Here is a 22331-nt window from a genome sequence, read left to right on the forward strand (position 1 = left end):
GATGACGACACAATCCAGTCCTGTTATTACTGATATGAAAGTCATTCCGGTCGCCGGGCACGATAGCATGTTGCTTAATATTGGTGGGGCACATAACGCATATTTCACCCGCAATATTGTGGTACTCACCGATAACGCCGGGCATACCGGCATTGGTGAAGCGCCGGGCGGAGAGGTGATTTATCAAACACTGGTCGATGCTATTCCGATGGTTCTGGGCCAGGAAGTTGCGCGCCTGAATAAAGTGGTTCAGCAGGTGCATAAAGGTAATCAGGCAGCCGATTTTGATACCTTCGGCAAAGGTGCCTGGACTTTTGAATTGCGCGTTAATGCCGTGGCGGCGCTGGAAGCCGCCTTGCTTGACCTGCTAGGTAAGGCGCTGAATGTTCCGGTCTGCGAACTGTTGGGGCCAGGCAAGCAACGCGAGACTATTACCGTCCTCGGTTATCTGTTTTATATCGGTGATCGGACCAAAACCGATCTTCCTTATCTGGAAAATACGCCGGGCAACCATGAGTGGTATCAGTTGCGCCATCAGAAAGCGATGAACAGCGAAGCCGTTGTGCGTCTGGCGGAAGCCTCACAGGATCGCTATGGCTTTAAAGATTTCAAACTTAAGGGCGGGGTGTTACCTGGCGAGCAAGAAATCGACACTGTTCGTGCATTGAAGAAACGCTTCCCTGATGCGCGGATTACCGTTGATCCCAACGGTGCCTGGCTACTTGATGAAGCCATTTCTCTATGCAAAGGGCTGAATGATGTTCTTACCTATGCCGAAGATCCATGCGGCGCAGAACAGGGTTTCTCCGGTCGTGAAGTTATGGCGGAGTTTCGGCGGGCGACCGGCTTGCCCGTCGCGACTAACATGATCGCCACCAACTGGCGCGAAATGGGTCATGCGGTGATGCTCAATGCGGTAGATATTCCACTTGCCGATCCGCACTTCTGGACGCTTTCCGGTGCAGTCCGTGTGGCGCAGCTTTGCGACGACTGGGGGCTGACCTGGGGCTGCCATTCTAATAACCATTTCGATATCTCTCTGGCGATGTTTACCCATGTGGGCGCGGCGGCACCGGGTAATCCTACCGCTATCGATACCCACTGGATTTGGCAGGAGGGCGATTGTCGCCTGACCAAAAATCCGCTGGAGATTAAAAACGGAAAAATTGCCGTTCCTGATGCGCCCGGTCTGGGCGTGGAACTGGACTGGGAACAGGTACAAAAGGCACATGAGGCCTATAAACGTCTGCCTGGCGGTGCGCGTAACGACGCAGGTCCGATGCAGTACCTGATCCCCGGCTGGACCTTTGACCGTAAACGTCCCGTTTTCGGCCGTCATTGATTCTGAAAAAGGACATAAATATGAGTTCTCAATTTACGACGTCTGTTGTTACTGAAATGCAGGTCATCCCGGTGGCGGGTCATGACAGTATGCTGATGAATCTGAGTGGGGCACACGCACCGTTCTTTACGCGTAATATTGTGATTATCAAAGATAATTCCGGTCACACTGGCGTAGGGGAAATTCCCGGCGGCGAGAAAATCCGTAAAACGCTGGAAGATGCGATTCCGCTGGTGGTAGGTAAAACGCTGGGTGAATACAAAAACGTTCTGACGCTGGTGCGTAATACTTTTGCCGATCGTGATGCTGGTGGGCGCGGTTTGCAGACATTTGATTTGCGTACCACTATTCATGTAGTTACCGGGATAGAAGCGGCAATGCTGGATCTGCTGGGGCAGCATCTGGGGGTAAACGTGGCATCGCTGCTGGGCGATGGTCAACAGCGTAGCGAAGTCGAAATGCTCGGTTATCTGTTCTTCGTCGGTAATCGCAAAGCCACACCTCTGCCGTATCAAAGCCAGCCGGATGACTCATGCGACTGGTATCGCCTGCGTCATGAAGAAGCGATGACGCCGGATGCGGTGGTGCGCCTAGCGGAAGCGGCGTATGAAAAATATGGCTTCAACGATTTCAAACTGAAAGGCGGTGTACTGGCCGGGGAAGAAGAAGCCGAGTCTATTGTGGCACTGGCGCAACGCTTCCCGCAGGCGCGTATTACGCTCGATCCTAACGGTGCCTGGTCGCTGAACGAAGCAATTAAAATTGGTAAATACCTGAAAGGTTCGCTGGCTTATGCAGAAGATCCGTATGGTGCGGAGCAAGGTTTCTCCGGGCGTGAAGTGATGGCAGAGTTCCGTCGCGCGACTGGCCTGCCGACTGCAACCAATATGATCGCCACCGACTGGCGGCAGATGGGCCATACGCTCTCGTTACAATCCGTTGATATCCCGCTGGCGGATCCGCATTTCTGGACTATGCAAGGTTCGGTACGTGTGGCGCAAATGTGCCATGAATTTGGCCTGACCTGGGGTTCACACTCAAACAACCACTTCGATATTTCCCTGGCGATGTTTACCCATGTTGCCGCCGCTGCACCGGGTAAAATCACCGCGATTGATACGCACTGGATTTGGCAGGAAGGCAATCAGCGCTTGACCAAAGAACCGTTTGAGATCAAAGGCGGTCTGGTTCAGGTGCCGGAAAAACCGGGGCTGGGTGTAGAAATCGATATGGATCAAGTGATGAAAGCCCATGAGCTGTATCAGAAACACGGGCTTGGCGCGCGTGACGATGCGATGGGAATGCAGTATCTGATTCCTGGCTGGACGTTCGATAACAAGCGCCCGTGCATGGTGCGTTAAGACAGAAAACCAAAACCGGCTCTATCTGGAGCCGGCTTGAGACTGATGCTAAACGCAAAATAGCCTGTTGTGCTATGTATCAGGTCTACATCATTTTTTAATTCATTGAATTTAATTGGTTTTGTAGGCCGGATAAGGCGTTAACGCCGCATCCGGCATAAACACAGGCACTTTGTCACCAATCTGAAACCAGCGTCATAAAAAGCCGATTGCTACTCGACAAGACGTCCGTTACCCGAGAATTTTGCTGGCTTCGCGCGCGACATTATCCATCTCGTCCAACAGTTCCAGCAGCTCCGGCTCCAAATCCAAATCTTCTTCTTTAGTACCGCTACGTAGCTGTTGTTCGATCAGTTGGCAGAGATTCTTCATACGCGGCACACCGCTATAGCCGCAACTGCCATGCAGTTTATGAATCAAATCAACCAGGCCTTCCGGGTTTTCTCCAACCAGCTGCTCCTCAACTTTGTTGCGAACTTCAGGCAGGAAATCGAGTAACATTTGCAGCATATCGCGCGCTAGATCGGTTTTTCCTGCTGCCTGGCGTAGTGCCAGTTGCCAGTCGAGGGTCGCATTCGGGTTCACCACAATTTCGTTGACTTCGGGCGTCACGACGCGAGAGGAAATACCGCTGCCAGGCTTGTAGCGCAACAACAAATTATGCAATCGCTCTTCTTCAATCGGTTTCGCCAGATAATCGCTCATCCCTGCGCCAAGCAGCTTCTCTTTTTGCCCGGCCATTGCATGCGCCGTTACCGCGATAACCGGCGTTTGTTGCTGATGGGGGAGCTGGTGGATGAGCTCGCAGGCCCGAATGCCATCCATGTCAGGCATTTGAATATCCATTAAGATCAAATCGAACGGCATCTGTTTCGCCCGTTCAACCGCCTGATGCCCGCTATCGCAAAGTTCCACATGTTGCACCATATCTTCCAGCAATGCGCCGATAAGTTTCAGGTTAGCGGGGTTGTCATCAACTGCCATGACTGTCATTGCCAGCTTGCTTTCATCGGTTACAGGCAAAAGCGTGTTTTGTTTGTGATGACAAAATTCCGTCAGGGCAGGCAACAGGCGCGTAGGTGTTAATGGTTTCAGCAGACACGCGCCGATACCATCTTGCTTGAGTTTTTCTGCATTGACTTGTGCATGGCAAGGAAGTGCCAGCATCAGGAAATCGGTCATCGATACCGCTTTCGCTAATCGCTCATGTTGCATTGTTAGCGGCTCGCGGAAGGTCACCGCGATGCCTAACAACATCATGTCGTAATGCGCGGGAGGCAGCGCGGAGAACGTTGGGCTATAAACCACTTCCAGCGGCGTTTCACTTAAAATATCCAGCGTGCATTGCGCTGCTGCGGAGTTTGGTTCGACATAGGCCAGGCGCTTACCGGCGAGGCACTGGGTGGATGGCCCTTCGATAATAATGTTCGGGTTCAGATCGAGATTAATGTGGAACCAGAAAGTTGAACCGCGATTCGGCTGGCTATGGAACGAAATATCGCCGCCCATTTCATTAACCAGTTTTTGTGTAATCACCAGCCCCAGACCGGTGCCACCATGACGGCGGGAAATACTGGCATCAGCCTGTCGGAAGGCCTGGAATAAGCGCGATTGATCGCGTTCAGGAATACCAATGCCGGTATCCCGAATCTGCACTTCAATCTGCACTTTGGTATTACTCAGCGCACGTTTTTCTACCAGAATATCAATGTTGCCATTCTCGGTGAATTTAATTGCATTCCCCACCAGGTTAGTGATGATTTGCTGTAATCGCAGTGGGTCGCCGATCACGTTATCAGGCACGTCGCTTTTAATATTGAGCGTCAGTTCCAACCCTTTATCGTGAGAAGAATGTGCCAGCAGAGTAACGACTTCATCCAGCGTGCTGCGTAGTGGGAATGGAATACTTTCCAGAATCAGCTTACCTGCTTCCAGTTTCGAGAAGTCGAGAACATCATTAATAATTGCCAGCAAATTATTTGCCGAACGTTCAATCGTATTCAGGTGATCGCGCTGCGTTGGTGTTAATTCTGTTTTCAGCGTCAGGCGGGTAAAGCCAATAACACCATTCAGTGGTGTACGCAGCTCGTGTGACATATTTGCCAGAAACTCGGATTTAATACGCGCCGCTTCCTGGGCGCGCTTTTTCGCCAGATCTAACTCAACGTTCTGAATTTCCATCTGCTCCAGCGTTTCACGCAGATCGGACGTCGCCTGGTCGATATTGTGCTGCATCTCTTCGTGATAAGCAGCCAGCGACATTGCCATCGAGTTGATACCGTTTTTCAGCATATCCAGCTCGCCGAGCATAAATCCTTCCACCCGGCTGTCGAGTTGCCCGCGACGGATGCGGTCGACGGTATTCACCATGTTGCGAATCGGACCGGTTACATCGCGCATTAAGCGCCAGCCAAAAATAAGCGCAATACCGATACAAAACAGCATCATCACGCTGGAAATAAAGATCTCTTTATATTGCTGCAAGCGAACCGATTTAAGATCCAGCTCCAGCGCAATATATCCCAACATATTTTGACTATTTTTGGCATCGCTACTGGGCGATTCGTCGGGGGAGTAACTCTCAGAAATAATCGGCGTGCGGAGGATCATAATATCGCCGTCACGAGTGACAGTGAGCTGGCGAGGAAACGGCACGTTGCTGCCGAGCTGCATTGATGAGGGATCAAGATGAAAATTGGAGGTGACAAAGAGTCGGTTATTTTCATCATAAACCGAAATCGCGCGAACAATATCGGAATGGCGACGATGCAGTACGCTTATTAACTGACCGATAGATTCGCGATTTTGCAGGCTCATGCCATATTCAGTAGAAACTGCAAGCGGCTCAATAATGCTGGCTCCGGCATCTTCCAGTTGACGCTGCAAGTCGTTATAGCGATGCACAACGAAAAAGATACTCAGCAATAAACCAATAAGGACGGTCGGTGCCAGGATCAGAATCATCATGCGTGCGCGCAGGCTGTAGTTGGTCATGGAGTTCCGTTATGGGACAATTAAGGTCACACTGTTAAATTGAGAAAGTCTCGCCAATGGCGCAATTCTACTCTGCAAAACGACGCACGACGACGCGTCAGATCATAACCGTTTCAGTCAACGACCTCGACTCTTTTGGTCAGGGCGTGGCGCGACATAACGGCAAAACGCTATTTATCCCCGGATTATTGCCGCAGGAAAACGCGGAAGTTACTGTTACTGAAGATAAAAAACAGTATGCCCGCGCTAAAGTCGTACGCCGGTTAAGCGATAGCCCGGGACGCGAAACGCCACGCTGTCCTCATTTTGGCGTATGCGGCGGCTGTCAGCAACAACACGCCAGCGTGGATTTACAGCAGCGAAGCAAAAGTGCGGCACTCGCCCGATTAATGAAACACGAAGTCTCTGAAGTGATCGCCGATGTTCCCTGGGGCTATCGCCGTCGCGCGCGTTTAAGTCTGAACTACTTACCGAAAACACAGCAACTTCAGATGGGGTTTCGCAAAGCGGGCTCCAGTGACATTGTCGACGTTAAACAATGCCCCATTTTAGTGCCCCAACTTGAAGCATTGCTGCCCAAAGTCATGGCATGCCTGGGCAGCTTACAAGTTATGCGCCATCTTGGTCATGTTGAACTGGTACAGGCAACCAGCGGCACGCTGATGATTTTGCGCCATACCGCACCGCTAAGTTCGGCAGATCGCGAAAAACTGGAACGCTTTTCGCATTCTGAAGGCCTGGATCTGTATCTCGCCCCCGATAGTGAGATACTCGAAACCGTCTCTGGTGAGATGCCCTGGTATGACTCAAATGGGTTGCGCTTAACTTTTAGCCCGCGCGATTTTATTCAGGTCAATGCGGGTGTGAACCAAAAAATGGTAGCGCGTGCGTTGGAATGGCTGGATGTGCAACCTGAAGATCGCGTACTGGATTTGTTCTGCGGTATGGGCAACTTTACACTGCCATTGGCGACACAAGCTGCCAGTGTGGTGGGTGTAGAAGGCGTTCCGGCGCTGGTGGAAAAAGGCCAGCAGAATGCGCGTCTTAATGGCTTACAGAATGTGACGTTTTATCACGAAAATCTTGAAGAAGATGTCACAAAGCAGCCGTGGGCGAAAAACGGCTTCGATAAAGTGTTGCTGGACCCGGCGCGAGCAGGTGCCGCAGGTGTTATGCAGCAAATTATAAAACTGGAACCTATTCGTATAGTTTATGTATCCTGTAACCCTGCAACGCTGGCTCGGGATAGCGAAGCGTTATTAAAAGCAGGATATACCATTGCGCGACTGGCGATGCTGGATATGTTCCCACACACGGGACATCTGGAATCGATGGTACTTTTCTCGCGCGTTAAATAGTTGCGATTTGCCGATTTCGGCAGGTCTGGTCCCTAAAGGAGAGGACGATGGTTGCGGTAAGAAGTGCACATATCAATAAGGCTGGTGAATTTGATCCGGAAAAATGGATCGCAAGTCTGGGTATTACCAGCCAGAAGTCGTGTGAGTGCTTAGCCGAAACTTGGGCGTATTGTCTGCAACAGACGCAGGGGCATCCGGATGCCAGTCTGTTATTGTGGCGTGGTGTTGAGATGGTGGAGATCCTCTCGACATTAAGTATGGACATTGACACGCTGCGGGCGGCGCTGCTGTTCCCTCTGGCTGATGCCAACGTAGTCAGCGAAGATGTGCTGCGTGAGAGCGTCGGTAAGTCGGTTGTTAACCTTATTCACGGCGTGCGTGATATGGCGGCGATCCGCCAGCTGAAAGCGACGCACACTGATTCTGTTTCCTCCGAACAGGTCGATAACGTTCGCCGGATGTTATTGGCGATGGTCGATGATTTTCGCTGCGTAGTCATCAAACTGGCGGAGCGTATTGCTCATCTGCGCGAAGTAAAAGATGCGCCGGAAGATGAACGTGTACTGGCGGCAAAAGAGTGTACCAACATCTACGCACCGCTGGCTAACCGTCTCGGAATCGGACAACTGAAATGGGAACTGGAAGATTACTGCTTCCGTTACCTCCATCCAACCGAATACAAACGAATTGCCAAACTGCTGCATGAACGGCGTCTCGACCGCGAACACTACATCGAAGAGTTCGTTGGTCATCTGCGCGCTGAGATGAAAGCTGAAGGCGTTAAAGCGGAAGTGTATGGTCGTCCGAAACACATCTACAGCATCTGGCGTAAAATGCAGAAAAAGAACCTCGCCTTTGATGAGCTGTTTGATGTGCGTGCGGTACGTATTGTCGCCGAGCGTTTACAGGATTGCTATGCCGCACTGGGGATAGTGCACACTCACTATCGCCACCTGCCGGATGAGTTTGACGATTATGTCGCTAACCCGAAACCAAACGGTTATCAGTCTATTCATACCGTGGTTCTGGGGCCAGGTGGCAAAACCGTTGAGATCCAAATCCGCACCAAACAGATGCATGAAGATGCAGAGTTGGGTGTTGCTGCGCACTGGAAATATAAAGAGGGCGCGGCAGCTGGCGGCGCACGTTCGGGACATGAAGACCGGATTGCCTGGCTGCGTAAACTGATTGCGTGGCAGGAAGAGATGGCTGATTCCGGCGAAATGCTCGACGAAGTACGCAGCCAGGTCTTTGACGACCGGGTGTATGTCTTTACGCCGAAAGGTGATGTCGTTGATTTGCCTGCGGGATCAACGCCGCTGGACTTCGCTTACCACATCCACAGTGATGTCGGACACCGCTGCATCGGGGCAAAAATTGGCGGGCGCATTGTGCCGTTCACCTACCAGCTGCAGATGGGCGACCAGATTGAAATTATCACCCAGAAACAGCCGAACCCCAGCCGTGACTGGTTAAACCCAAACCTCGGTTACGTCACAACCAGCCGTGGGCGTTCGAAAATTCACGCTTGGTTCCGTAAACAGGACCGTGACAAAAACATTCTGGCTGGGCGGCAAATCCTTGACGACGAGCTGGAACATCTGGGGATCAGCCTGAAAGAAGCAGAAAAACATCTGCTGCCGCGTTACAACTTTAATGATGTCGACGAGTTGCTGGCGGCGATTGGTGGCGGGGATATCCGTCTCAATCAGATGGTGAACTTCCTGCAATCGCAATTTAATAAGCCGAGTGCCGAAGAGCAGGACGCCGCCGCGCTGAAGCAACTTCAGCAAAAAAGCTACACGCCGCAAAACCGCAGTAAAGATAACGGTCGCGTGGTAGTCGAAGGTGTTGGCAACCTGATGCACCACATCGCGCGCTGCTGCCAGCCGATTCCTGGAGATGAGATTGTCGGCTTCATTACCCAGGGGCGCGGTATTTCAGTACACCGCGCCGATTGCGAACAACTGGCGGAACTGCGCTCTCATGCGCCAGAACGCATTGTTGACGCGGTATGGGGTGAGAGCTACTCCGCCGGATATTCGCTGGTGGTCCGCGTGGTGGCTAATGATCGTAGTGGGTTGTTACGTGATATCACGACCATTCTCGCCAACGAGAAGGTGAACGTGCTTGGCGTTGCCAGCCGTAGCGACACAAAACAGCAACTGGCAACCATCGACATGACCATTGAGATTTACAACCTGCAGGTGCTGGGCCGCGTGCTGGGTAAACTCAACCAGGTGCCGGATGTTATCGACGCGCGTCGGTTGCACGGGAGTTAGGCAGAAATTTGCTCGTATCTACAATGTAGATTGATATATACTGTATCTACATATGATAGCGGTTTGAGGAAAGGGTTATGATCCACAGTAGCGTAAAGCGTTGGGGAAATTCACCGGCGGTGCGGATCCCGGCTACGTTAATGCAGGCGCTCAATCTGAATATTGATGATGAAGTGAAGATTGACCTGGTGGATGGCAAATTAATTATTGAGCCAGTGCGTAAAGAGCCCGTATTTACGCTTGCTGAACTGGTCAACGACATCACGCCGGAAAACCTCCACGAGAATATCGACTGGGGAGAGCCGAAAGATAAGGAAGTCTGGTAATGGTAAGCCGATACGTACCCGATATGGGCGATCTGATTTGGGTTGATTTTGACCCGACAAAAGGTAGCGAGCAAGCTGGACATCGTCCAGCTGTTGTCCTGAGTCCTTTCATGTACAACAACAAAACAGGTATGTGTCTGTGTGTTCCTTGTACAACGCAATCAAAAGGATATCCGTTCGAAGTTGTTTTATCCGGTCAGGAACGTGATGGCGTAGCGTTAGCTGATCAGGTAAAAAGTATCGCCTGGCGGGCAAGAGGAGCAACGAAGAAAGGAACAGTTGCCCCAGAGGAATTACAACTCATTAAAGCCAAAATTAACGTACTGATTGGGTAGTGTTACTAACTCACTTCTATTCTGGTCACAGGTTTCCACCTGACAGACCCGCAATTTTCAGGACAATTCAATGAATCAAATCGACCGTTTGCTCACTATTATGCAGCGCCTGCGCGATCCGGAAAACGGCTGCCCGTGGGATAAAGAGCAGACATTTGCCACCATTGCGCCTTACACCCTTGAAGAAACCTACGAAGTGCTGGACGCCATCGCCCGTGAAGATTTTGACGATCTTCGCGGTGAACTGGGCGATCTGCTATTCCAGGTGGTGTTTTACGCGCAAATGGCTCAGGAAGAAGGGCGCTTTGACTTTAATGATATTTGCGCTGCTATTAGCGATAAATTAGAGCGTCGCCATCCGCATGTTTTTGCTGATAGTTCTGCCGAAAACAGTAGTGAAGTGCTTGCCCGTTGGGAGCAAATCAAAACCGAAGAGCGCGCGCAGAAAGCGCAGCATTCGGCGCTGGACGATATTCCTCGTAGTTTACCGGCTTTAATGCGGGCGCAAAAAATCCAGAAACGTTGCGCCAACGTTGGCTTCGACTGGACGACGCTTGGCCCGGTGGTTGATAAAGTCTACGAAGAGATCGACGAGGTGATGTACGAGGCGCGGCAGGCTGTTGTCGACCAGGCTAAACTGGAGGAGGAAATGGGGGACCTGCTGTTTGCCACGGTTAATCTGGCTCGCCATTTAGGGACGAAAGCAGAAATCGCATTGCAAAAAGCGAACGAAAAATTCGAGCGTCGTTTTCGCGAAGTGGAGCGTATTGTTGCCGCGCGTGGACTGGAAATGACAGGTGTTGACCTCGAAACAATGGAAGAAGTCTGGCAACAGGTAAAACGGCAGGAAATTGATCTCTAAGGGAATTACGCGGTCAAGCGCCATTTGTGTCATTTTTTAAATGACAAGCGCTTGATTTGCGTCAAAAACATTTACCCCAAAGGGGCTATTTTCTCACTCCTGATTTCAATAGTGCGCTGGCGAAGAGGAGGGATAATGAAAGTTTGTGGCACAGGTCATGTTCGGGTATACTGCTTTCCCGTCCTGGTTATTCCATCGTCTTTTCAACCTAACTTCTCAGGTTCAGCATGACAACGAACTATATTTTTGTGACCGGCGGGGTCGTATCCTCTCTGGGTAAAGGCATTGCCGCAGCCTCCCTCGCAGCCATTCTTGAAGCCCGTGGCCTCAATGTGACCATCATGAAACTGGATCCGTACATCAACGTCGATCCAGGTACTATGAGCCCAATCCAACACGGGGAAGTGTTCGTTACTGAAGACGGCGCTGAAACCGACCTGGACCTGGGGCACTACGAGCGTTTCATTCGTACCAAAATGAGCCGCCGCAACAACTTCACCACGGGTCGTATCTACTCTGACGTTCTGCGTAAAGAACGCCGCGGTGACTACCTCGGCGCAACCGTGCAGGTTATTCCGCACATCACTAACGCAATCAAAGAGCGCGTGCTGGAAGGTGGCGAAGGTCATGACGTAGTACTGGTAGAAATCGGCGGTACAGTAGGTGATATCGAATCCTTGCCGTTCCTCGAAGCGATTCGCCAGATGGCTGTTGAAATTGGCCGTGAGCACACTCTGTTTATGCACCTGACGCTGGTGCCGTACATGGCAGCGTCTGGTGAAGTCAAAACCAAACCGACTCAGCACTCTGTAAAAGAGCTGCTTTCCATCGGTATCCAGCCTGACATCCTGATTTGTCGTTCAGATCGCGCTGTTCCGGCGAACGAACGTGCGAAGATTGCATTGTTCTGTAATGTTCCGGAAAAAGCGGTTATTTCTCTGAAAGACGTCGATTCCATCTATAAAATTCCGGGCCTGTTGAAATCTCAGGGGCTGGACGATTATATTTGTAAACGATTCAGCTTAAACTGCCCGGAAGCAAATCTGTCCGAATGGGAACAGGTTATCTTCGAAGAAGCGAATCCGGTAAGTGAAGTCACCATCGGTATGGTCGGCAAGTACATTGAACTGCCGGATGCTTATAAATCAGTGATCGAAGCACTGAAACACGGTGGGCTGAAGAATCGTGTCAGCGTCAACATCAAACTGATCGATTCACAAGATGTTGAAACGCGCGGCGTTGAAATCCTTAAAGGTCTGGACGCAATCCTCGTACCTGGCGGTTTCGGCTATCGTGGCGTAGAAGGCATGATTACGACCGCGCGTTTTGCGCGTGAGAACAATATTCCTTATCTGGGCATTTGCCTGGGTATGCAGGTGGCGTTAATTGATTACGCTCGCCATGTTGCCAACATGGAGAACGCCAACTCTACGGAATTTGTGCCAGACTGTAAGTACCCGGTTGTGGCGCTGATTACCGAGTGGCGCGATGAAAACGGCAACGTTGAAGTTCGTAGCGAGAAGAGCGATCTCGGCGGTACCATGCGTCTCGGCGCACAGCAGTGCCAGTTGGTTGACGATAGCCTGGTTCGCCAGCTGTACAATGCGCCGACAATTGTTGAGCGTCATCGTCACCGTTACGAAGTCAACAACATGCTGTTGAAACAGATTGAAGATGCAGGTCTGCGCGTTGCGGGCCGTTCCGGGGATGATCAGTTGGTCGAGATCATCGAAGTTCCGAATCACCCGTGGTTCGTGGCTTGCCAGTTCCATCCGGAGTTTACTTCTACTCCACGTGATGGTCACCCGCTGTTTGCAGGCTTTGTGAAAGCTGCCAGCGAGTTCCAGAAACGTCAGGCGAAGTAAGTAAAAAAGTTAGAACGGCAACGCGTACCTTGGGTACGCGTTGTTTGTCTGGAGTTTCAGTTTAACTAGTGACTTGAGGAAAACCTAATGTCCAAAATCGTAAAAATCATCGGTCGTGAAATCATCGACTCCCGTGGTAACCCGACTGTTGAAGCCGAAGTACATCTGGAGGGTGGTTTCGTCGGTATGGCAGCTGCTCCGTCAGGTGCTTCTACTGGTTCCCGTGAAGCTCTGGAACTGCGCGATGGCGACAAATCCCGTTTCCTGGGTAAAGGCGTAACCAAAGCTGTTGCTGCGGTAAACGGCCCGATCGCTCAGGCACTGATTGGCAAAGACGCTAAAGATCAGGCTGGCATTGACAAGATCATGATCGACCTGGACGGCACCGAAAACAAATCCAAATTCGGCGCGAACGCAATCCTGGCTGTATCTCTGGCTAACGCCAAAGCTGCTGCTGCCGCTAAAGGGATGCCGCTGTACGAGCACATCGCTGAACTGAACGGCACTCCGGGCAAATACTCCATGCCGGTTCCGATGATGAACATCATCAACGGTGGTGAGCACGCTGACAACAACGTTGATATCCAGGAATTCATGATTCAGCCGGTTGGCGCGAAAACTGTGAAAGAAGCCATCCGCATGGGTTCTGAAGTTTTCCATCACCTGGCAAAAGTTCTGAAAGCGAAAGGCATGAACACTGCAGTTGGTGACGAAGGTGGCTATGCGCCGAACCTGGGTTCCAACGCTGAAGCTCTGGCTGTTATCGCTGAAGCTGTTAAAGCTGCTGGTTATGAACTGGGCAAAGACATCACTCTGGCGATGGACTGCGCAGCTTCTGAATTCTACAAAGACGGTAAATACGTTCTGGCTGGCGAAGGCAACAAAGCTTTCACCTCTGAAGAATTCACTCACTTCCTGGAAGAACTGACCAAACAGTATCCGATCGTATCTATCGAAGACGGTCTGGACGAATCTGACTGGGACGGTTTCGCATACCAGACCAAAGTTCTGGGCGACAAAATCCAGCTGGTTGGTGACGACCTGTTCGTAACCAACACCAAGATCCTGAAAGAAGGTATCGAAAAAGGTATCGCTAACTCCATCCTGATCAAATTCAACCAGATCGGTTCTCTGACCGAAACTCTGGCTGCAATCAAGATGGCGAAAGATGCTGGCTACACTGCAGTTATCTCTCACCGTTCTGGCGAAACTGAAGACGCTACCATCGCTGACCTGGCTGTTGGTACTGCTGCAGGCCAGATCAAAACTGGTTCTATGAGCCGTTCTGACCGTGTTGCTAAATACAACCAGCTGATTCGTATCGAAGAAGCTCTGGGCGAAAAAGCACCGTACAACGGTCGTAAAGAGATCAAAGGCCAGGCATAAGACTGACTTTATCTGATTTAAAAATGCCAGCCTCCGGGCTGTAATGCCAGTCAGTTAAGCAACTGACTGGCTCTTTTTCGGGGCTGTGGGGTATTTCCAGGGCCTCTCCTTTACCACTCTCGGGAAGGCCCTTTCCCTTCTCGTCGGTAATTTCACAAGTTGTCCCATACTTGCAAGATCGCGCATCAGCTCCGGTATACGTCCCGGTGAAGCGCCCTGCAATGTCATCAGCATTCTCATCACCATTCCGCATGATTCTGAGAAACTCAGTTGATTCGGCCAGTAACCTTTCAGATGTTCCGCCATTTTAATCATCTGATATCTCACCAGATTATAAGCCAGTAAGACACCCCACAGCTCTTGCTCCACAAGCTCCGGCTTTTTACTTCTCAGCGTCAGCCTGCTCAGTTGCATCGTCTGTTTTATCTCCCTGTATCCCAGTTCGATTTCCCAGCGATGACTGTACAGATCCGCCATTTCTCCTCCGGGGAAGCGCATGGCGTCCGTCATCGACGTCAGCAGATGGCAGACTTTTCCTTTGCGCGTCACGGTCAGCAGGCGGGCTGTCACTTCATTTCCCAGTCCCGGCCACTTTTTTCGTGCCTGCGGGCTGGTTTTCAGCTTCACCAGATGATCGCCTTTACCCAGTTTTCTGAGCTCTTCATATTGCGCTCCCTTTCTGAGAGGTATCATCCAGTGGCGGTGTTCTCCCGCCAGGCTCCAGGCATTTAACAGTCCCAGTGAGTAATAACCTTTATCCATTAACGTCAGAGTGTTATCGCCGGTTTGTTCTATAAGTTGCTCAGCAAGCTCATTTTCGCTGTTCTTCATCGTGCCGAAGGCTGCAGCCGTCAGCAGATGGCTGGTCAGTTCCATCTGGCAGACCATTTTGACCTGCGGGTAGAGCGCCGGGTTCCCGGCATGTGTCTGGCGGGGGAAGGCTGCATCGTTCTCTGGTGTATCCGGTGTGCGCCAGAACACACCATCGATGGCCAGCAGGGTCAGGCCGCACCAGTGCGGATGCGGCGTGGCGTTATGCCAGAGCTGCGCTGTTTTCGTGAACACGCGGCGGACAGCCTCACTTCCCAGGCGCTGGCGGGCCTGAATAACGGCACTGGGGGCAACGAAGGGGCGATTGCCCGGCAGCATGATGTCCAGGCGATTCACAATCTGGTGAAGAGGTTCTTTACGCTCAAGCGCCATGCCAACAATACACCAGACCATCATTTCGAGGGGAAGACGGCGCTTGCGTAGCGTTACAGTACCTGATTCGGCAAGGCAACGAGAGATGAGTTCGGGGTCGAGGTAATCCCCCAGAGAAGTCAGTGGGTTACGCAGAGAATCGTAACGGGATACCAGATCAAGAGCCTGTCCAATGTGCATAAAAAAATCCGGAAACAAGTGAGCGTTTCCGGATTCTTACACAGCCACTGGATCGGTCAACTGATCCTTAACTGATCGGCATTACAGCCTCCGGGCTGGCATTTTTTATGGTTGAGTTACCAGCGGCCGGATGCGCCGCCACCTCCAGAAGAACCGCCCCCGCCGCTAAATCCGCCGCCACTTGAGCCTCCACCGGAACCGCTGTTGTCTGAATGATAACTTTTACCTGATGCTCTTTTCTGAAGTACACATAGGTGATGCTGCCAACTTACTGATTTAGTGTATGATGGTGTTTTTGAGGTGCTCCAGTGGCTTCTGTTTCTATCAGCTGTCCCTCCTGTTCAGCTACTGACGGGGTGGTGCGTAACGGCAAAAGCACTGCCGGACATCAGCGCTATCTCTGCTCTCACTGCCGTAAAACATGGCAACTGCAGTTCACTTACACCGCTTCTCAACCCGGTACGCACCAGAAAATCATTGATATGGCCATGAATGGCGTTGGATGCCGGGCAACTGCACGCATTATGGGCGTTGGCCTCAACACGATTTTACGTCACTTAAAAAACTCAGGCCGCAGTCGGTAACCTCGCGCATACAGCCGGGCAGTGACGTCATCGTCTGCGCGGAAATGGACGAACAGTGGGGCTATGTCGGGGCTAAATCGCGCCAGCGCTGGCTGTTTTACGCGTATGACAGTCTCCGGAAGACGGTTGTTGCGCACGTATTCGGTGAACGCACTATGGCGACGCTGGGGCGTCTTATGAGCCTGCTGTCACCCTTTGACGTGGTGATATGGATGACGGATGGCTGGCCGCTGTATGAATCCCGCCTGAAGGGAAAGCTGCACGTAATCAGCAAGCGATATACGCAGCGAATTGAGCGGCATAACCTGAATCTGAGGCAGCACCTGGCACGGCTGGGACGGAAGTCGCTGTCGTTCTCAAAATCGGTGGAGCTGCATGACAAAGTCATCGGGCATTATCTGAACATAAAACACTATCAATAAGTTGGAGTCATTACCGTACACATAAACAGGTAAAGACCATAAATATGGTGAAAGTAAAAAAGAAGGAAAATACAGCAATGGAAAAAATTTTATCGGAGAACAGGAATAAATCTAAAAGATAGATTGCTGAAATACAGACTCCACTTTTACATGCGCGACAAAAATTACTGCCTTGATGAAAAAACCAGAAAGGGAAGAACATCACTGCAAATACCCAAAAAATAGCAAAGTAATAATGATCACTGGAAGACGCTGATTCACTTTCTGAAGGATTAGTCGGATATTGGTGTTGTGAAGTGAGTTGGTTATTCAAAGCGTTTATAGCTAGCTCTAATCCCTGAGCTAATTTTTGTTGTTTAAATGCGGGTATCATGTTGCTACGGATGATATCTCCAGCCAGAGCATCGGTTACCTTTTCTTCCAGCCCATAACCTACCTGGATGCGGACAGTACGATCTGACCAGGCAACAATGATCAGTATCCCATCATTACGTTTGGCATCTCCTAAACGCCAATTGTCAAAAACTCTTGTAGCATATTGTTCAATTGTCTCGTCTTTGGTTGTGGGAACAATTAATACAGCAATTTGCACTTGGGTATTATTGAAAATAGATTCTAACTTGTGCGTCAGTTCTTTCTTTTCTTGTGAGTTTAAGCTACTCGTAAGATCCGTAACTTGTTGCTGTAATTGTGGGACAATAGTTGGTTGGGCTGCAACAAAGGAACACACGAAAGTGAACATTAGTATGAAATAGCGCATTATAAATTTCTCATTAAATCTGGATAAATAAATTGACGGCGGCATCGGTAATTTTAGATTGAGGTATGAGGTGTACTGGCAATAGCGGACACTACCATTTGTTCTTTTTTTAAGCAGCCATCTGATGATATTTTTCCCTGAAGGCTGCCGGGGAGATATTCCCCAGACGAGAGTGACGACGCTGACGATTGTAGAAAATCTCAATGTATTCCCGTATTACTGAGATGGCTTCATCCCGGTTATTAAAACGATAGTGGCTCAGGCTCTCATTTTTCAGCGTTCCCCAGAAGCTTTCCATCGGAGCGTTGTCGTAACAGTTACCTTTACGCGACATTGATGTTTTCAGACCAAACTGCTCCTGTATGACCCGGTAATCGTATGCGCAGTACTGTGAACCTCGATCAGAGTGGTGGATTAGCCCGGCAGGTGGGCGCTGGCTCCTGAGCGCCATAAACAGGGCTTTACCTGTCAGCTCTTTTGTCATGCGCTCTCCCATGGCGTAGCCGACAATTTCGCACGTATAAACATCTTTGATGCCAGCGAGGTACAACCATCCCTCCTGTGTGGCAACATACGTCAGGTCCGCCACCCAGACCTGATTTGGTGCTGTAGGAGCGAACGTCTGGTTCAGCAGATTTGGCGCAACTGGCAGATTGTGGTTCGAGTTCGTAGTCGCTCTGAACTTGCGTTTCTGCTTACAGCGTAGCCTTAGCTCCTTACGAAGACGTGCCAGTCGGTCACGACCAACGATGATGCCATTCTCTGCCAGCTCCGTCTGGAGCCGCCGGGTTCCATATGTTTCGCGAGTGCGGATATGTGCCACCTTAATCTCCAGTTTTAGCCGCTCATCACTTTGTTTTCTGTCTGAGGGTTCATGCTGTACCCAGTTGTAATAACCGCTCCTGGATACACCAAATACCTGACACATCGCTTCAATGGGAAATTGTTGTCGCCATTGTTCGATTAACGCGTATTTTTCAGCGACTCCTGTGCAAAATACGCTGTTGCTTTTTTTAATGTATCTCGCTCAAGGCGAGCTTCATTTAACGCCTTACGCAGTTGCAGAATTTCAGATTCCAGTTCAGCCACCGTGCGGGAACCAGGAGTACCGAGCCCTTTTCTGGCGGCGGTAACCCATTGTCCTAAAGTGCCTTCAGGAAGAGATAATCGGGAAGCGCCTTCACTGATCGAAAGTTGATTTTCAAGAACCGTTCTGACAGCTTCGGCTTTGAACTCTTTAGAGTAACGTTGGGTTTTTCTGCTCATTATTAGCTCCTTCTGATGCCATTCTATTTCAGGAAGGAGTGTCCGTTAAACTCAGGCTACCTCACTACCATTTGTTCTTTTTTTAAGCAGCCATCTGATGATATTTTTCCCTGAAGGCTGCCGGGGAGATATTCCCCAGACGAGAGTGACGACGCTGACGATTGTAGAAAATCTCAATGTATTCCCGTATTACTGAGATGGCTTCATCCCGGTTATTAAAACGATAGTGGCTCAGGCTCTCATTTTTCAGCGTTCCCCAGAAGCTTTCCATCGGAGCGTTGTCGTAACAGTTACCTTTACGCGACATTGATGTTTTCAGACCAAACTGCTCCTGTATGACCCGGTAATCGTATGCGCAGTACTGTGAACCTCGATCAGAGTGGTGGATTAGCCCGGCAGGTGGGCGCTGGCTCCTGAGCGCCATAAACAGGGCTTTACCTGTCAGCTCTTTTGTCATGCGCTCTCCCATGGCGTAGCCGACAATTTCGCACGTATAAACATCTTTGATGCCAGCGAGGTACAACCATCCCTCCTGTGTGGCAACATACGTCAGGTCCGCCACCCAGACCTGATTTGGTGCTGTAGGAGCGAACGTCTGGTTCAGCAGATTTGGCGCAACTGGCAGATTGTGGTTCGAGTTCGTAGTCGCTCTGAACTTGCGTTTCTGCTTACAGCGTAGCCTTAGCTCCTTACGAAGACGTGCCAGTCGGTCACGACCAACGATGATGCCATTCTCTGCCAGCTCCGTCTGGAGCCGCCGGGTTCCATATGTTTCGCGAGTGCGGATATGTGCCACCTTAATCTCCAGTTTTAGCCGCTCATCACTTTGTTTTCTGTCTGAGGGTTCATGCTGTACCCAGTTGTAATAACCGCTCCTGGATACACCAAATACCTGACACATCGCTTCAATGGGAAATTGTTGTCGCCATTGTTCGATTAACGCGTATTTTTCAGCGACTCCTGTGCAAAATACGCTGTTGCTTTTTTTAATATATCTCGCTCAAGGCGAGCTTCATTTAACGCCTTACGCAGTTGCAGAATTTCAGATTCCAGTTCAGCCACCGTGCGGGAACCAGGAGTACCGAGCCCTTTTCTGGCGGCGGTAACCCATTGTCCTAAAGTGCCTTCAGGAAGAGATAATCGGGAAGCGCCTTCACTGATCGAAAGTTGATTTTCAAGAACCGTTCTGACAGCTTCGGCTTTGAACTCTTTAGAGTAACGTTGGGTTTTTCTGCTCATTATTAGCTCCTTCTGATGCCATTCTATTTCAGGAAGGAGTGTCCGTTAAACTCAGGCTACCTCAGATTCGTTATCATTAAAAACTAATACAGAAAAAATAAATATAATTTTGGTGAATGTTTTGACATGATTAAATCCATTTTCTTTATTTTCTTCTGACATAATACGTTACTCCCTTTAATTATTAACGATATGTTTCGCATTTTTCTTTAAATCTGCCTGTAACAGAATGTTAATAAGACATGATTGTTGTGGCAGGATCTGCAATAATTAACAATTATCCACTTCACAGAGAATGCTATGCAGTACCCGATTAACGAGATGTTCCAGACCCTGCAAGGTGAGGGTTACTTTACCGGCGTCCCCGCCATTTTTATTCGTTTACAGGGATGCCCGGTTGGCTGTGCCTGGTGCGACACCAAACACACCTGGGAAAAGCTTGAGGATCGGGAAGTCTCCCTTTTCAGCATTCTGGCGAAGACCAAAGAGAGTGATAAGTGGGGGGCGGCGAGCAGTGAAGACTTGTTGGCTGTCATTAGTCGCCAGGGATACACCGCGCGGCATGTGGTGATTACGGGTGGTGAGCCTTGCATTCATGATTTGCTACCACTGACTGATCTGCTCGAAAAGAACGGTTTTAGCTGCCAGATCGAAACCAGTGGTACTCATGAGGTACGCTGCACACCGAATACCTGGGTTACCGTATCGCCAAAGCTGAACATGCGCGGCGGCTATGACGTGTTGTCACAGGCACTGGAGCGAGCCAACGAAATCAAGCATCCAGTGGGGCGCGTACGCGATATTGAAGCACTGGATGAACTATTGGCAACGCTGACCGATGATAAACCGCGAGTCATTGCACTGCAGCCGATTAGCCAAAAGGATGATGCCACACGTTTGTGCATTGAAACCTGCATTGCGCGTAATTGGCGTTTGTCGATGCAAACACATAAATATCTAAATATTGCCTGATTAAACATTTATAAGCGTTATAAATGGGTGGAACCTGTAAAGACTTCTACTCATTTATATTGTTTGTCGCCTCTGAAAACTCCTCCATTTTACCCATCCAGGGCTAATCATTAGCATTCTCTACAAATTCTGTGGCATTAATTTTTCGCTGGAGTGAAAATTATTGCGGTAAAGTTTGGTAGATTTTAATTTGTATAGAGTTATTTTAAATATTTACCTTTTTAATCAATGAATTAAGTACTCTTTAACATAATGGATGTGTTGTTTGTGTGATACTGTAAAGTTGGTAGATTGTGACTGGCTTAAAAAATCATTAATTAATAATAGGTTATGTTTAGAGTGTTCCCCGCGCCAGCGGGGATAAACCACCATATAACCCGTTATCTCTTTCTCAAGTTTTTATATTAGCAGTACTTGTAATAAGCAAAATATCCACGTAACACCTCATGTTCAAAATAGTTCTCCATGCCAGAGAGGTTCACAATTATCGATACAAAAAATTAAATTTAATCAAAGTGTTATTTGTATGATTCTTAAATCGTTAAGAAATTTTAATCTATTATTTTTTTAATATTGAATTAATGTCTGTTAATTTTTTCTTTAGGTTAATAGTTTGTTTTTTAAGCTTGTTATTCATTGATTAAGTAATAAATCTGGAAATTTGTCTTTGTTTTGAGGCTAACGAGTGGTTTTACATAACCGCCTCTATACGCTGTTGATGAATAGTTCTTATGAATAAAGATATCCAGTTCATACTTTAAGTGAAAATTGATAGAGTGCGATTCGTAGGTGATGCTGCCAACTTACTGATTTAGTGTATGATGGTGTTTTTGAGGTGCTCCAGTGGCTTCTGTTTCTATCAGCTGTCCCTCCTGTTCAGCTACTGACGGGGTGGTGCGTAACGGCAAAAGCACTGCCGGACATCAGCGCTATCTCTGCTCTCACTGCCGTAAAACATGGCAACTGCAGTTCACTTACACCGCTTCTCAACCCGGTACGCACCAGAAAATCATTGATATGGCCATGAATGGCGTTGGATGCCGGGCAACTGCACGCATTATGGGCGTTGGCCTCAACACGATTTTACGTCACTTAAAAAACTCAGGCCGCAGTCGGTAACCTCGCGCATACAGCCGGGCAGTGACGTCATCGTCTGCGCGGAAATGGACGAACAGTGGGGCTATGTCGGGGCTAAATCGCGCCAGCGCTGGCTGTTTTACGCGTATGACAGTCTCCGGAAGACGGTTGTTGCGCACGTATTCGGTGAACGCACTATGGCGACGCTGGGGCGTCTTATGAGCCTGCTGTCACCCTTTGACGTGGTGATATGGATGACGGATGGCTGGCCGCTGTATGAATCCCGCCTGAAGGGAAAGCTGCACGTAATCAGCAAGCGATATACGCAGCGAATTGAGCGGCATAACCTGAATCTGAGGCAGCACCTGGCACGGCTGGGACGGAAGTCGCTGTCGTTCTCAAAATCGGTGGAGCTGCATGACAAAGTCATCGGGCATTATCTGAACATAAAACACTATCAATAAGTTGGAGTCATTACCATATTCCTTGTAAAAACAGGGATAAACCGAACTAGTTA

The 22331-nt window shown here is 49.7% G+C and carries 18 protein-coding genes; 12 read left to right on the top strand and 6 right to left on the bottom strand.

The window, feature by feature from the left end:
• Window position 1: 1 nt before the first annotated feature.
• Window positions 2-1342, top strand: coding sequence for an enolase C-terminal domain-like protein (locus C1P89_RS24780; protein WP_000211757.1), 1341 nt, complete (start codon window positions 2-4; stop codon window positions 1340-1342).
• A 20-nt stretch (window positions 1343-1362) separates the two neighbouring features.
• Entirely contained in the window at window positions 1363-2703 is a 1341-nt protein-coding gene (gudD, locus tag C1P89_RS24785; protein ID WP_000098276.1) for a glucarate dehydratase, read from the top strand.
• Window positions 2704-2934: 231 nt separating this feature from the next.
• On the opposite strand, the gene barA is transcribed toward gudD, so the two are convergent.
• A complete protein-coding gene (gene barA / locus C1P89_RS24790) occupies window positions 2935-5697 on the bottom strand; it encodes a two-component sensor histidine kinase BarA (protein WP_000186449.1) in 2763 nt (920 codons plus the stop codon).
• A gap of 56 nt (window positions 5698-5753) precedes the next feature.
• Between barA and rlmD the strand changes: the two genes are divergently transcribed.
• The 7 genes from rlmD to eno all read left to right on the top strand — a co-directional run bounded on the left by rlmD (window position 5754) and on the right by eno (window position 14111).
• Entirely contained in the window at window positions 5754-7055 is a 1302-nt protein-coding gene (gene rlmD, locus C1P89_RS24795; protein ID WP_000046832.1) for a 23S rRNA (uracil(1939)-C(5))-methyltransferase RlmD, read from the top strand.
• Window positions 7056-7102: 47 nt separating this feature from the next.
• Complete coding sequence (gene relA / locus C1P89_RS24800) at window positions 7103-9337, top strand: GTP diphosphokinase (protein ID WP_000226815.1); 2235 nt, start codon at window positions 7103-7105, stop codon at window positions 9335-9337.
• Window positions 9338-9414: 77 nt separating this feature from the next.
• The gene (mazE, locus tag C1P89_RS24805; RefSeq protein ID WP_000581937.1) at window positions 9415-9663 is read left to right on the top strand and encodes a type II toxin-antitoxin system antitoxin MazE; all 249 of its coding nucleotides are present in this window, start codon (window positions 9415-9417) and stop codon (window positions 9661-9663) included.
• Window positions 9663-9998: an endoribonuclease MazF gene (gene mazF / locus C1P89_RS24810; RefSeq protein WP_000254738.1), complete on the top strand. Its 336-nt coding sequence runs from the start codon at window positions 9663-9665 to the stop codon at window positions 9996-9998. The genes mazE and mazF overlap by 1 nt, the downstream gene beginning before the upstream one ends.
• 70 nt (window positions 9999-10068) lie before the next feature.
• Complete coding sequence (mazG, locus tag C1P89_RS24815; RefSeq protein WP_001071648.1) at window positions 10069-10860, top strand: nucleoside triphosphate pyrophosphohydrolase; 792 nt, start codon at window positions 10069-10071, stop codon at window positions 10858-10860.
• A gap of 227 nt (window positions 10861-11087) precedes the next feature.
• Window positions 11088-12725: a glutamine hydrolyzing CTP synthase gene (gene pyrG / locus C1P89_RS24820; protein WP_000210878.1), complete on the top strand. Its 1638-nt coding sequence runs from the start codon at window positions 11088-11090 to the stop codon at window positions 12723-12725.
• 87 nt (window positions 12726-12812) lie between these two features.
• Entirely contained in the window at window positions 12813-14111 is a 1299-nt protein-coding gene (eno, locus tag C1P89_RS24825; protein WP_000036723.1) for a phosphopyruvate hydratase, read from the top strand.
• Window positions 14112-14165: 54 nt separating this feature from the next.
• Here eno and C1P89_RS24830 read toward each other — a convergent pair whose 3' ends face one another.
• A complete protein-coding gene (locus C1P89_RS24830) occupies window positions 14166-15512 on the bottom strand; it encodes an IS4-like element IS4 family transposase (RefSeq protein WP_000483769.1) in 1347 nt (448 codons plus the stop codon).
• Window positions 15513-15802: 290 nt separating this feature from the next.
• Between C1P89_RS24830 and C1P89_RS24835 the strand changes: the two genes are divergently transcribed.
• A protein-coding gene (locus C1P89_RS24835; RefSeq protein ID WP_094096600.1) for an IS1-like element IS1A family transposase occupies window positions 15803-16500 on the top strand; the annotation gives its coding sequence in 2 pieces (ribosomal slippage) (window positions 15803-16052 and window positions 16052-16500; 699 coding nt in all).
• Window positions 16501-16510: 10 nt separating this feature from the next.
• Here C1P89_RS24835 and C1P89_RS24840 read toward each other — a convergent pair.
• From C1P89_RS24840 to C1P89_RS24855, 4 genes are all read right to left on the bottom strand, one after another.
• Window positions 16511-17260, bottom strand: a complete 750-nt coding sequence (locus C1P89_RS24840) for a TPM domain-containing protein (protein ID WP_001268455.1) — start codon at window positions 17258-17260, stop codon at window positions 16511-16513.
• Window positions 17261-17369: 109 nt separating this feature from the next.
• Window positions 17370-18526, bottom strand: a protein-coding gene (locus C1P89_RS24845; protein WP_094096641.1) for an IS3-like element IS600 family transposase whose coding sequence is annotated in 2 segments (ribosomal slippage) — window positions 17370-18280 and window positions 18280-18526 — 1158 coding nt in all. Because the reading frame shifts where the segments join, the coding sequence is not laid out codon by codon here.
• A gap of 82 nt (window positions 18527-18608) precedes the next feature.
• Window positions 18609-19765, bottom strand: a protein-coding gene (locus C1P89_RS24850; RefSeq protein WP_085948186.1) for an IS3-like element IS600 family transposase whose coding sequence is annotated in 2 segments (ribosomal slippage) — window positions 18609-19516 and window positions 19516-19765 — 1158 coding nt in all. Because the reading frame shifts where the segments join, the coding sequence is not laid out codon by codon here.
• 51 nt (window positions 19766-19816) lie between these two features.
• Window positions 19817-19927 (bottom strand): hypothetical protein, encoded by a 111-nt coding sequence (locus C1P89_RS24855; RefSeq protein WP_001288226.1) that lies wholly within the window; start codon window positions 19925-19927, stop codon window positions 19817-19819.
• Window positions 19928-20065: 138 nt separating this feature from the next.
• On the opposite strand from C1P89_RS24855, the gene queE reads away from it, so the two are divergent.
• Window positions 20066-20737, top strand: a complete 672-nt coding sequence (queE, locus tag C1P89_RS24860; RefSeq protein WP_001199978.1) for a 7-carboxy-7-deazaguanine synthase QueE — start codon at window positions 20066-20068, stop codon at window positions 20735-20737.
• An 843-nt stretch (window positions 20738-21580) separates the two neighbouring features.
• Window positions 21581-22278, top strand: a protein-coding gene (locus C1P89_RS24865) for an IS1-like element IS1A family transposase (RefSeq protein ID WP_094096600.1) whose coding sequence is annotated in 2 segments (ribosomal slippage) — window positions 21581-21830 and window positions 21830-22278 — 699 coding nt in all. Because the reading frame shifts where the segments join, the coding sequence is not laid out codon by codon here.
• Window positions 22279-22331: the final 53 nt, after the last annotated feature.

Source organism: Shigella sonnei (assembly GCF_002950395.1).
In the GTDB taxonomy this organism is placed as follows: Bacteria; Pseudomonadota; Gammaproteobacteria; order Enterobacterales; family Enterobacteriaceae; genus ECMA0423.